Origin of the sequence: Alkalibacterium thalassium (assembly GCF_900101165.1) — a bacterium.
GTDB lineage: Bacteria > Bacillota > Bacilli > Lactobacillales > Carnobacteriaceae_A > Alkalibacterium > Alkalibacterium indicireducens.
Map to the genome: position 1 here is coordinate 61,798 of NZ_FNFK01000006.1, position 12,699 is coordinate 74,496.

At 41.9% G+C, this 12,699-nt stretch carries 13 protein-coding genes; 1 reads left to right on the top strand and 12 read right to left on the bottom strand.

Features of this window, described 5'->3' with window-relative positions; all coding sequences use genetic code 11:
* Positions 1-66: 66 nt before the first annotated feature.
* Positions 67-1,149, bottom strand: coding sequence for a glycosyltransferase family 4 protein (locus tag BLR76_RS02865; protein WP_245683011.1), 1,083 nt, complete (start codon positions 1,147-1,149; stop codon positions 67-69).
* 132 nt (positions 1,150-1,281) lie between these two features.
* On the opposite strand from BLR76_RS02865, the gene BLR76_RS02870 reads away from it, so the two are divergent.
* Positions 1,282-2,358: an LCP family glycopolymer transferase gene (locus BLR76_RS02870; protein WP_091265203.1), complete on the top strand. Its 1,077-nt coding sequence runs from the start codon at positions 1,282-1,284 to the stop codon at positions 2,356-2,358.
* A gap of 63 nt (positions 2,359-2,421) precedes the next feature.
* Here BLR76_RS02870 and BLR76_RS02875 read toward each other — a convergent pair whose 3' ends face one another.
* From BLR76_RS02875 to BLR76_RS02925, 11 genes are all read right to left on the bottom strand, one after another.
* Entirely contained in the window at positions 2,422-3,132 is a 711-nt protein-coding gene (locus tag BLR76_RS02875) for a GntR family transcriptional regulator (protein ID WP_091265206.1), read from the bottom strand.
* A 29-nt stretch (positions 3,133-3,161) separates the two neighbouring features.
* Complete coding sequence (locus BLR76_RS02880) at positions 3,162-3,881, bottom strand: glucosamine-6-phosphate deaminase (protein ID WP_091265208.1); 720 nt, start codon at positions 3,879-3,881, stop codon at positions 3,162-3,164.
* Positions 3,868-5,004, bottom strand: a complete 1,137-nt coding sequence (gene nagA, locus BLR76_RS02885; RefSeq protein WP_091265211.1) for an N-acetylglucosamine-6-phosphate deacetylase — start codon at positions 5,002-5,004, stop codon at positions 3,868-3,870. Before nagA ends, BLR76_RS02880 begins: the two co-directional genes overlap by 14 nt.
* Before the next feature lie 82 nt (positions 5,005-5,086).
* Complete coding sequence (nadE, locus tag BLR76_RS02890) at positions 5,087-5,914, bottom strand: ammonia-dependent NAD(+) synthetase (protein ID WP_091265237.1); 828 nt, start codon at positions 5,912-5,914, stop codon at positions 5,087-5,089.
* 44 nt (positions 5,915-5,958) lie between these two features.
* Positions 5,959-7,443, bottom strand: a complete 1,485-nt coding sequence (locus BLR76_RS02895; RefSeq protein ID WP_091265214.1) for a nicotinate phosphoribosyltransferase — start codon at positions 7,441-7,443, stop codon at positions 5,959-5,961.
* Between the two features lie 139 nt (positions 7,444-7,582).
* Complete coding sequence (locus BLR76_RS02900; protein WP_091265216.1) at positions 7,583-8,674, bottom strand: glycosyltransferase family 4 protein; 1,092 nt, start codon at positions 8,672-8,674, stop codon at positions 7,583-7,585.
* Positions 8,671-9,408 (bottom strand): WecB/TagA/CpsF family glycosyltransferase, encoded by a 738-nt coding sequence (locus BLR76_RS02905; RefSeq protein ID WP_091265219.1) that lies wholly within the window; start codon positions 9,406-9,408, stop codon positions 8,671-8,673. Before BLR76_RS02905 ends, BLR76_RS02900 begins: the two co-directional genes overlap by 4 nt.
* Before the next feature lie 79 nt (positions 9,409-9,487).
* The gene (locus BLR76_RS02910; protein WP_091265220.1) at positions 9,488-10,474 is read right to left on the bottom strand and encodes a GGDEF domain-containing protein; all 987 of its coding nucleotides are present in this window, start codon (positions 10,472-10,474) and stop codon (positions 9,488-9,490) included.
* Positions 10,475-10,624: 150 nt separating this feature from the next.
* A complete protein-coding gene (locus BLR76_RS02915) occupies positions 10,625-10,948 on the bottom strand; it encodes a hypothetical protein (RefSeq protein ID WP_091265223.1) in 324 nt (107 codons plus the stop codon).
* Positions 10,949-10,970: 22 nt separating this feature from the next.
* A complete protein-coding gene (gene coaA / locus BLR76_RS02920; RefSeq protein ID WP_091265225.1) occupies positions 10,971-11,894 on the bottom strand; it encodes a type I pantothenate kinase in 924 nt (307 codons plus the stop codon).
* Between the two features lie 320 nt (positions 11,895-12,214).
* Positions 12,215-12,699, bottom strand: a 485-nt coding sequence (locus BLR76_RS02925; protein ID WP_143009176.1) for a transposase, incomplete at its 5' end; no start/stop codon positions are given.

The following is a 12,699-nucleotide window of genomic DNA, read 5'->3' on the forward strand; positions in this document are numbered from 1 at the left end:
TTTATTTTCTAAGAAAAGTTAACATCCTGTTCTTGGAAAAAGACTATGCACTGGACAGCACTAGTCTTACCCGTTCAGTTTCCTGCCGAAATCTTTCAGCCTTTTTAATAGCGGACGACGGTCTTCTCCCACAAGCCCTATGATTTCTACAAAGAGCTCAACACCCAGCATGACAAAAATAGTCAGAAGAATCGATCCGATCAGTGTTGAAAAATTATAAAGCATGGCGATTACTGAAAAAATAGCAGATACACAGTAGATAGCGAGCACTGTCTGCCTGTGTGACAAGCCCAGAGACATCAGACGATGGTGAATATGATTTTTATCCGCAGTTGAAATCGACTGCCTGTTCAGTTTCCTTCTTATCATGGCAAACAGCGTGTCTGTGACAGGAATCCCCAAAATAACGATTGGAAGGATCAAGGAGATAAGAGTGGCATTTTTCAACCCTTGAAGAGAAAATACACCAATCATGAATCCGAGGAATAATGCCCCCGTATCTCCTAGAAAGATACTGGCCGGCTGAAAATTATATGGCCAGAAACCTGCTATCGCCGCTACCAGGACGAATGTCATAATCGAAACCGAAACTTCTTCAACGGTGAGGAAGAAAAATCCGATAACTCCCATAGTAAGCAGGGCAATCATAGAAATACCACTTGCTAACCCATCCAGTCCATCGATCAGGTTGATTGCATTGGTCAGACCGACGATCCACAATATGGTAAAGGGCATCTGCCAAGAACCGAAAGAGAGAGTCCCTAAGTAAGGTATCGTCATCGTTTCAAGAGCCACATCCCCAAGCCCGTATACGAGCCCTGCAGCAGTGATTATCCCAATCAGCTTAACCAGAGGCTTCAACTCATATTTATCGTCGATCATCCCGGTGATGACAATCACCGATGCTCCAGCGAAAAGCGGAACGATCTGACTATATGGAATTGGTAGGAGAACGAATGATGAAAAAAAGAAAGCAATAAAAATAGTAATGCCTCCCATTGTCGGCATAACTTTATCATGCACTCTTCGTTCTTCAGGGACATCTAGTATATTGAATGCCCTGGCAACCACTTTAAAGACCGGTGTTAAAATCAGGGTGCTGATCGTGGTAAATATACAAACCATCAGCACAATAAACATATTATACATATTCGTACTCATTTCTTTAAACATTTTATATAATTATAGCATCCTGTATGGAAAAATCCCAATTGCAATTAAAAACAACTTGAATTAAACTTATTTAATAACACACATTCCTGTTTTAGAAAAGAGGACTCTATGCGATCAGACAGACAGACACAAAAAGAAAAACGAAAATTATGGATTAAACGCAGCTTGCTGACTGCTGTCATAGGTCTTGCCTTTGTAGTCGGTACCTTTTCAGGGTACTATGGCTATCAAATCGTTCAGCTCCTGGCAGATGTCTCTGAAGATACTCCCGAAGAACTGAGGGATACTTCAGAAAGTGATGAATCGATCAGAGCTATGCACCCGATTTCGATTCTCGCTCTCGGACTGGACGAAGATGACGTATCGAGCCGCTCTGATTCCATGATGGTCATTACGCTCAACCCAGGGCAGGAATCAACGAAAATCGTTTCAATCCCGCGTGATACACTTATCACCTTGCCAAACAGTGACAGGCAGGAAAAAATGAACGCCCTTCATGCCATTTACGGCATTTCTGGTGTTATCGATTATATTGAAGACTACCTGGCCATTCCTATATCCTTCTATGCAACGTTAAATTTTGACGGTCTGGTCGATTTAGTAGATGCTGTAGGAGGTATTACTGTTGACTCCCCGCTGTCCTTTACCGTACAGGACAGTGAGGAAACCTTAAATGCTATAGAGATCGAAGAAGGGAAGCAGGTACTTGACGGAGAACAGGCACTCGGCTACGCCAGAATGCGGAAGCAGGATCCTCGCGGTGATTTCGGTCGACAGGAAAGACAGCGTCAGGTCATCGAAGCCCTGGCAGATGAACTGCTCTCTTTCGGTTCGATTGCTAACCTGACCCCCATCCTTAATGCGATTCGTCCCAATATGCAGACCAATATGACGGGACAGCAGATCATGTCTGTTGCATCAAACTACAGACCAGCTGCACAGAGTGTAGAATCCATAGAAATCGCCGGTACAGAAGATTTTGTCTACTTCCCGGAATATGGTCATGAGTTGTATGTATACCGGCCTTATGAACAAAGCCTGCTCGCTGTTCAGGAAGAACTGCAGGCCCATTTGGAACTGGAAGATGTTCTTGAGACTGGAATAGACGAAGATCTTCCTCTTGAGAACGACAACAGTTCAGATGATACCACAGATGAATCTAGAAATGATACGATTACAGACTGATCCATTACCCGATATATAAAAAAAGTGAAGACAGCCCCTTTGTACCGGGTCTGTCTTCACTTTTTATTTCGTTGCCTCCAGAAAGAACTCATATCTTGCCCCTACGTACTGGGCACGTACATATTCAAAAGGTTCATTATTTTGTGTGTAACTGACCTGTCTAAGTCTCAAGATAGGGGCTTCCCTCTTAATATGAAGCAGGTCTGCTACCTTTTCAGAGGCCCATGTCGCCGAGATCGTCTGTTCCGCTCTAGCTACTTCAAACCCCTCTTCTGATAGAGTACGGTATAGATGACGAGTCAGCTGTTCTTTACTGAATTTCTCGACGATCCGCTGAGGAAGAGTGGCCACCTCAAAGCAGATCGGTTCCCCGTCTGCATAACGAATCCTCTCCATGACCAGAACTGCTTCTCCCCGACCGAGCTGAAGTTTTTCAGCTTCACTTTCACTGGCCCGCTTTGAGTAATAAGACACCAATGTGCTCGATGGCTGTTTTCCGAGCTGTTCGATGGTTTCTGTAAAACTTGGTATGCCACTCAGTTTTTCCCGGACTTTATCAGAAGCCACAAATGTACCGGCACCCCTTCGTCTTTCAAGCAGCCCTTCTTCCACCAGAGAACTCACTGCTTGTCTTGCTGTCATTCTACTTACACCAAAGGTTTCAGCAAGCGCTCTTTCTGAGGGTATCTTCTGCCCTTTTTTCCATTCATTTGAAACAATCATTTGTCTCATTTTATTGTGCATTTCAATATATACAGGAATTCTGTTAGTCATTTGCATTCCTTTCTAAAAAAGATACGATATTACAGCTGACTGGCAGCTTCCTCATCTACTATGATAACGACATCAGGATGTGTCTGAAGAATACTCGAAGGAACTTCTTCTGTTACAGGTCCGTGGACGGTTCTCGCTATCGCTTCCGCCTTGTTCTCACCATATGCCATTAATATAATCTTCTTAGCAGACATAATAGATTTAATCCCCATAGAGAAAGCATGTCTTGGTACATCTTCTTCGGACTCGAAATAGCGTTTGTTAGCATCGATTGTTTCCTGTGTCAGAGTAACTTTGTGCGTCTTACTATCAAATGGTGTTCCCGGTTCATTGAATCCGATATGCGCATTTGTTCCGATCCCGAGTATCTGAACATCGATCGGATGAGCATCAATTATTTTATCGTACTTTTCCGGCTCTGTGTTTTCATCTCCAAGTCCATCCGGTATAAATGTCTGCTTGAATGGCTTATAATCGAATAACTGTTTTTTCATAAAAGTATGGTAACTCTGAGGGTGATCTTTTGATAAACCAATGTATTCGTCCAGATTGATGGCTATTTTATCTGAAAAATCCAGATCACTTTCTCTTAATTCTCTATAAAGTGTCTCAGGTGTACTTCCAGTAGCCAGACCAAACACTTTAGCCCCACTTTGAATAGCCTCTTTGATCAATTCAAATGCCTTTTTCCCTCCTTCGTTTCTATCTTTTACTTTTATAATTTTGAGAGTGCTATTAGTTGAATTCATGTATTTTCCCTCCTGAGATAGTAGATAAAATAGTTAAATTTTCATCCATGATGAGCAGGTCTGCATCACAGCTTGGCTTCAGCTGACCTTTCTTATTGAGTCCAAACTCTTTAGCTTGATTGAATGCACTCATTTTAACAGCTTCTTCTATAGAGCAGCCTGTATAGTCAATCATATTTCTGAACGCATCAATGAAGGTCAGGACGCTGCCTGCGAGCGACCCATTTTCAAGCCGCGCCTGCTTGTCTTTAACTGTAACAGTTTGTCCGCCCAGCTCACTTTCTCCATCAGGTAAGCCCTTCGCACGCATAGAATCTGTAATGAGCTGAATGCCGTCCGCTCCTTTAGTCTGGTAAGCAAGTCTGACCATCGGCTCTGAGATGTGATAGCCGTCCACAATCATCTCTACCATCACTTCTTTTTCAAGTAGACCATAGCCGCTGACACCAATCTCACGATGATGCAGACCTTTCTGACCATTAAAGAGATGGGTGATGTGTGTGGCTTTAGATGCCTTCAGTTCCTCGTATGAAGCGCCTGAATGTCCAGCTGAAAGAACGATCCCATTTTCAGAACAGTACTCTTCAAATTCCTCTATGTCTCCAGTCTCCGGTGCATAAGTGATCAGTTTGATCAGTCCACCGCTTTCTTCCTGCCACTTTTTAAGCGTATCAAGTTGAGCTGGTCGAATAAAAGCCTCCGGTTGAGCTCCTTTAAAGTCTTTTGATATGAATGGTCCTTCAATATGAATACCCTGGATGACTGGATTGCTTTCAGCAGCCTCTTTTACAGCTTTGACAGCAGCTTCGATTTGCTCATCGGATTGAGTGATCGTTGTTGCAAAGTAAGAAGTGATTCCCTCTTCAAGCATTTTATTGACCATTTCACCTATCTTGTCAGCATCTGCATCCATCACATCCACTCCATATCCGCCATGACTATGGACGTCTATAAAGCCTGGGATGATCATTTTTCCATCAAGAGCCTGTACTTCATCCGTTTCTTCTTCTTCAAAGGCTTCCATTTTACCTACACCAGTAATTTCCTCTGTGAAGCGAATATAGCCGTTGTCGATTTTTCCTTCGCCAGTATAAATACAGGCGTTTATCATTACTTTTGCCATGACAATCCTCCCTATATTTTATCTATATAAAACCCTTCACCGGTAAGCAAAGGGTTTTATCATAGTCAATGTCCGGTTGATCTTACTTCCAGAACTCATCAAATATGGTTATAGGCAGATGACGTTTATGCTGGGTTTTGAGATACCAGTCTTCAATTGTTTCAGCAGCTTCTTTAGACACTTCTTCGCCGATCAGGTATCGGTCGATCTCATCATAAGTGACCCCAAGAGCCTCTTCGTCAGCTAGACCAGGCTTGTCGCTTTCAAGGTCAGCTGTTGGTGTCTTCTCTACCAGATGTTTTGGTGCATCAAGTTCTCTAAGAAGCTGTTTTCCCTGCTCCTTGTTCAGTCGGAACAGAGGATTAAGATCCGTACCGCCATCTCCGTATTTGGTAAAGAATCCTGTCACTGCTTCAGCCGAATGATCCGTACCCAGTACTACGCCGTCAGTATCTCCAGCAATGCCGTACTGAGCGATCATTCGTGCGCGAGCTTTAATATTTCCTTTATTGAAATCACTGATTTCAAAATCATTCGATTCCAAACTTTTTTCCAGTGCATCTACAGATCCCTTGATATTGACTTTGAATACTTTGTCAGGCTGAATCCATTCGATAGCATCCATGGCATCTGCTTCATCTGCCTGCTCACCATATGGCAGCCGCACAGCGATGAAAGCATAGTCTTCTCTGCCCGTCTCTTTCCTTAACTCTTCCACAGTCAACTGGGCAAGTTTCCCTAATAGAGTGGAATCCTGTCCTCCTGATAAACCCAGGACGAGTGTCTTCAAAAAGCTGTGCTTTTTAAAGTAATCTTTCATAAGATCGATCGATTTTCTTATTTCTTCTTTAGGATTGATTTCTTTCTGTACATGCATTTCCTCTACAATCAGTTTCTGTAAATCTGACATCATAATAATCGCTCCTTCGGTTTGATTTTTAGATATGACTCGATTTAAAAGAAGGCATCATTTTCTGAATGCTTAGATTTTGCAATCTCCTTGAACAGCTTGATCGTTTCAACTTTCGCATCATATAGCTCCTGGGACAAGTCGACTGGATACGGTTCCGGATTCAGCAGTCGCTTATTCTCTTCCCATTGTTCCGATAGACTTTCTTCAGCATATCTTTTGATTTCTTCAAGTTCGGGCATGTCATACACCAGTTCACCGTCTACAATAATATCCTGCAGAAGAGGACGGGCAGTAAAATCTTTTACCGTCTTGTTGATGTATGTGTACTGAGGATGGAACATGTACAATTCGTCCTGTTGGTCAGGACGTTCCCCGTCAAGAGCAATGTAATCCCCTTCAGGCTTCACATTATTATTTGACCGGATTCGCCAGACCTGCTTCTTGCCTGGTGTAGAAATTTTGGCCGCATTGGCTGTCAGCTTAAGCGTGTGGTGCATCTTATTATCGCTCCCTTCTACGGAAACGATTTTATAGACTGCTCCTAAGGCGGGCTGGTCATAAGCCGTTATCATCTTAGTCCCTACACCCCATACATCGATTTTTGCCCCCTGCATCTTGAGGTTCAGAATAGTCTCAGCATCCAGATCGTTGGAAACGTAAATTTTAGCATCTGGATAACCTGCTTCATCAAGCTGCTGTCTGACCCTTTTGGACAAGTAGGATAAATCTCCTGAATCCAGTCTCACACCCTGGAAGTTGATCCGGTCTCCCATTTCATTCGCTACTCGAATAGCATTGGGGACACCTGAATCCAATGTGTGATACGTATCAACTAGGAAAACACAGTCTTTATGTGTTTCGGCATACGCTTTAAATGCCTGGTACTCATCTCTGTAGGCCTGCACTAGTGCATGGGCATGAGTGCCTGCAGCAGGAATCCCGAAAATTTTTGCGGCTCTTGTATTACTTGTCGAGTCGCAGCCCCCGATATAAGTAGCACGCGCCCCCCATAAAGCTGCATCAAATTCTTGAGCACGCCTTGCTCCAAATTCAAGGACCGGATCATTACCGGCTGCACTTTTGATCTGAGATGCTTTAGTCGCGATCAGTGTCTGGAAATTCACGATATTTAATAAGGCTGTTTCAATCAGCTGACAGTCAGCTAGTGGCCCTTCTACTTGAATAAGTGGTTCATTAGCAAATGCGACCTCCCCTTCCTTGAAAGAGCGTATCGTTCCTTTGAAACGCCAATCTTTAAGATAATTCAAAAAATCTTCAGGAAAGGTTTTAATTTCTCGTAAGTACGCAATATCTGACTCTGAAAACTTTATGTTAGAAATATAGTCGACGACACGCTCAAGTCCGGCGAAAATCGTATATCCCATCCCGAATGGATTGGATCGGTAATAGACTTCAAATACTGCTTTTTTTGTATGGTTGTTATTCTTCCAATGTGTGTAAATCATGTTGAGTTCATAAAAATCGGTATGCAATGCCATACTGTCATCTGCATAAGTTTGATACATTCTTTTTCCTCCTCGTAAAACAGGCACTTCTCTGTATGCAAGTATACCATAATTCTAACTGACCTGCGCCTCGTCTGTCTGGAATGACTAGTTTTTTGAAACAAAAAAACCAGCTACCTGTTGATACAGGTAGCTGATTTTAGATTACACTATTATAAAATGCTAACACCCGGTTAGACTGTTCACTTAAGGAGAAATTTAATGCTGCTTTTTTTAATTGTCTGCCTTTAATCTGCAAACTCCCCTGTTGCCATTCTTTTTGAGCAGAGATCAAAGCTGATTTCAACTCTTCTCGGCTTTCGTTCTTAATCAACCAGCCAATATCTGGAGTGTTCAGAAGTTTGTCTACATCTCCTACATTAGTAGAAATTACAGCAACCTCTTGTTCAGCTGCCTCAAGCAAAACAAGGGGAAAACTTTCACTCCTAGAGGTATGGACTAGAAGATCACTGCGCCTGATTAAGGTTTTTAGCTCGTCAGAACCTAGCCATCCATTGAAATAAAACTTAGCAAGTCCTTCATGCTTCTCTGCTCTTACCTTCAACCGTTCATATTCTTCCCCTTCTCCACATATATGAACCTGGCATTCAAATTCTTTCATATCTGATAAAGCATCAAATAGAAGGTCATGATTTTTAATAGGGTGCAGCCTTCCAATTGTGATAATTGAGAATACATCTGTACTTCTATCTGATGAATCGATGGGCTTCGGTGCAGAAAAGTCAATACCATTATTAATAACTGTTATCCGATCTGTCTGAACACCTAAATCGATAATAATGTCTTTGATTTCCTTGGAAACTGCAATAACTCCATTTGCTCCAGTCAGACAGGTCGTATTTATTTTTTCGAATACTTTCCCTTTTAAACTATTCTTTTCAAAGTCATGGTAGGGATTGCTGTGGATAGTCGTTACCCACTTGGCTTTTATGAATGGTCTGAGAAGTCGGATAAAAAGATTGGCACGGGGGCCGTGTGTATGAATGATATCAAAGCCCTCACTGTTTACGTAATCTAACAGCCTTGCCAGTACACGCAGATCGTACCTGCTCTTCTGCTCAAACACTATGACTTTCAGACCTCTTTGCCGCGCTGCCTGAGCAACTGGGCCGTCTTCCAGGACGATCAGTTCAACTGACTGACCTTTTTCCTCAAGTGCACAGAGTAAAGAAACGATATGGACCAGTCCACCCCCAAACTCGTTTCCTGCATTGATATGAACTGTCTTCATATCGTTTCTTCCTTTTTATTCTGTCTGTATACTTCCCGAATGAAATATGGCAGGGCAAGCATGCGCTTGTATCGAGACGGCTGCTTGACGAGTCGGTAAAGCCACTCAATGTGGAACCGTTGAACTAAGTACGGTGCACGCTTGGTTTTACCCGAGAGGACATCAAAGCTTCCGCCTACTCCGACAGCAATTCCATAATCAGCAGATGCCAGATAAGATTTGATCCATTTTTCCTGTCTTGGAAAACCGAAAGCTACCAGAACAATATCAGGACGAGTAGCTTTGACTTGCTCAATCATCTGAGGATCTTCGTGATCGAAGTAGCCGTGATGATATCCGGCGATTTCAAGATCAGGCCATTTTTTACTGACATTACTGACAGTCAGATTAATGATGTCTTCTTTAGCACCAATAAAGTACACCCGTTTATTTTTCATACTGGCTATCTCAAGAAGGCCCAGCATCAATTCAAAGCCGGGAACTCTCTCCTTGATCGGCGTCTGAAGTTTTCTGGAAGCCTGAACGATCCCAATCCCGTCCGGTGCAATAAAGTCAGCCTCCATCAGCAACTTATAGTAGTCCGGATTATCATGGGCATACATGACAATTTCAGGATTGGCAGTCACAAGAAAAGTCTTTTCTTTTCTGTTCATGCGCACATACAGTTTTTCCAGAAATTCTTTTCGTGTCATATTATCAAAAGGAATACCTAGAATCGTTATCTTATTCTGCATTTAAATGTCCATCCATTCTAGTTAAAAAAGTAAAGCTGATGATACACAGCCAGAACCAGGTAACGTTCAGAGTATCTGATCAGTCTATCGTTACCTGGTTTTTGCCGTTCTGTTTGACTTTGTAAAGCAGACGATCCGCCCGGTTAAAGAACTGACTAACTGTTTCTTGCGGACGGAATTCAGCAACGCCAGCGCTGCTGGTCACTTCTGCTGGTTCAGTAAAATCATTCCCATGAAAAGATAGGCGAATCGACTCAGCTAAATCTCTCGCTTCTCTCAAATTTGTACCTGGAAGAACGAGAAGGAATTTTCCTCCTTCAAAAGTTCCCGCCAGCTGACCTTCCTTAAGTTTTTCCTGTATAATCGCTGCAGCTTTCTTAATTAGTTCATCCCCGAAAAGAGGACCATAAAGAGAATTGTGTTTTTGAAGGTTATCTATGTCAAAGACAATCATAGACAAGGTTTCAAGTTTATTCGTGCTTGTTTTTGATATAAGACTGCCCAGCTTGACCAGGATATTAGAGCGGTTATATAGCCCTGTCATCACGTCCCGTTTAAACTGCAGTTCCCACTCTTTGTTTTTTCTCAATAGCTCTTCTTTTTCCTCTGCATAGTCAGAAACATCAAAAACTATTCCAGAGAGGAAAAGAGGTCTCCCGTCTTCTGACCGCTGAGTCACTTTTCCACGGTCGTAATAGGTTTTGTAGCTTCCATCTTTTGTCCTGATCCGATACCTGACTTCCCAGACGGGTGACGTTCCGGCCAGGTGATCTCTCATCTGATCCATGACACGTTCATAGTCTTCCGGATGGAGACGCTCAGTAAAGAACTGGAAATCCACATAATCGGGAAGTTCTTCTTTTGTAAATCCCAGCGCTGTAGCTTTTTTTGGATTGAAAGTGACTTTATTAGCCGGAAAATCCCAGAACCAGTGGCCCAGATTACCTGTCCATGCAAATTCGAGCGAATCCTGCTGTTCCTGCTGATCAAGCAATTCTCTATTTAATCTTCTTACGGTCGCCAGTTCTACTTTCAATCGTTCGATTTCCTGTTCTTCATCCTTCATAACATCGTCTCCTTTAGTATATCCAGTATAATACAGATACCTTACTATTTATACATCTGGATAGATCTAATCAGAAAAATAAGACAGAGTTCACATAATTGTCGTATTTAAAGGAAAGACAGCTCGATTCTTATCTTATAATTTTTTTTATTAATCCTCAGAGCTCTCGATCGAAATCAGATGAACTTGAAGAGGATGACTCTCCATAACTGGCCCTTCATGAGTAACCATTACATGATCACCCAGTTCGAAGTTCTGATCATCTTCTGGATTGATAGAAACTTCAGTACCCGACTGTCGAATCTCTTCTCCTTCATCCGGTTCGATAACCAACGTGCCATCTCCTTCTACTCGAATGACTGTGCCTGAAAATACAGACGGTTCTTCCCTGTCAGCTGGATCACCTGTATCCTGTACCCCGCATCCTGTTGAAACGATGATGAAAAGAGCCATGATGGCTGCTATTTTCTTCATTTCATCCCTTCTTTCGCTTGACTTAATGTTTTTTAAGAAGAAGCTGATCGATAAAATGATCTGTGGTCTTGTGAATGATCATGTCGGCTCTGAAACGTGTAGGCAGGATATATTCCTGAAGATTCTTCAAGTTGATGGTCCGCCAAACATTTTTAGCCATTTTAAAAGCCTCTTTTCTGTCGCCGACTGCATAAGGGTAATAATAGTTACTTGGATCCTTGAAAGCTGTCTGGAGAAGAAGACCGAAACGCTCGAGGTACCATTTTTCGATACGATCAGGTTCGGCATCGACATAGAAGCTGAAATCAAAGAAATCGCTCACAAATATTTTTTCATTCGCCGGAAGCTGCAGGACGTTGATTCCTTCTACTATAAGGATATCCGGCTGATCGATCGTTTCAAACTGGTCGGGTACGATATTGTAAAGTTTATGTGAGTATAGAGGCACTTTTATATCACGTCTCCCACTTTTCACATCCCCCATGAATGATATCAGTCGATGCATGTCATAGCTTTCCGGAAAGCCTTTACGATTAAGCAGGTTTCTATCCTGAAGCACTTCGTTCGGGTATAAGAAGCCGTCAGTAGTAATTAAGTCAACTTTCTTGTCCGGATAGGCTCTGGCCATCATAGTCTGAAGAAAACGTGCCAGTGTGCTTTTTCCGACTGCCACACTTCCGGCAATACCAATCACATAGGGCTCTTTTGACTCTGGTCGGTTCAGTATTTTTTTAATCTCTTTCTGTCTTTTATGATAATGCTTCAGATACTGATGCAAAATTTGAAGAATAGGCAAGTATATTTCTTTCACGTCTTTGACAGACACCTGGTCATTCAATGATCTCAGTGATTCCACTTCCTGATCTGATAAGGAAATCTCAGTGCGGTTGTTCAGATTTTTCCATTCTTCTCTGTTAATGATATAAAACGAATCGGATTCTCTCATCCGTTTCCCTCCGCTCTATGCTAATAATCTCTCCTAGTTTACCAAATGAGCATACCTCTTCACAATATAGCTGTTTTTATTTCGGGTACTAAATTAAAACTTTAATTAATTTTAAAGTTCACTTGTTATGATAGATTAGTGTTTTTGTCACTAGTGTTGCATAAAACTGAAAATCACTGTTACTTGTTTATTGTTAATTAAATCACATGTAGTTTTCGTTAAAAATTTCAAAAAAGTCAAATGCTGGCGCAGCGGATGACTTTTCCAGAATTTTTTTGACTTATTTAGTTGTAGATAAATCGATTTGCAGCTTCTTTCACTTAGTCAGGTTCGAATATTTCCTTAAATAATTCGAACGGTTCATACTGTAACGCTCGTAAATGCCTTAAAACGTGGAAAACTGTTTGTTTTAATTCTAATTCAAGCTTGATGAGTAAGGTTAGTAAGTAGACAATCAGTGCCAGTATGACTTGATTTTCCACACCTTCTTCTGACTTTGAAAAGTAGTTTTTAATCGTCATGTGTTGCTTGATATGCTTGAAAAAAAGCTCGATTTGCCATCGTGATTGATACATTTTACTAATCTCTTCAGCTGATACATCCATGCGGTTGGTGATAATTCTTAAATTGGCTTGCTGCTTTCTTTCTATCGTCACAAGTCGAAAGAGACTCGTCAAGTAGACTTGACTGCCCAATTGAACCAACTGGTCACTGATAATACCCGTTCCTTTAGGAACGTCTAGATGGCTTTGCACATGTACCTTCGTATTCTTCTTAATCCGAGAAACGAAGAAATACCCATCCC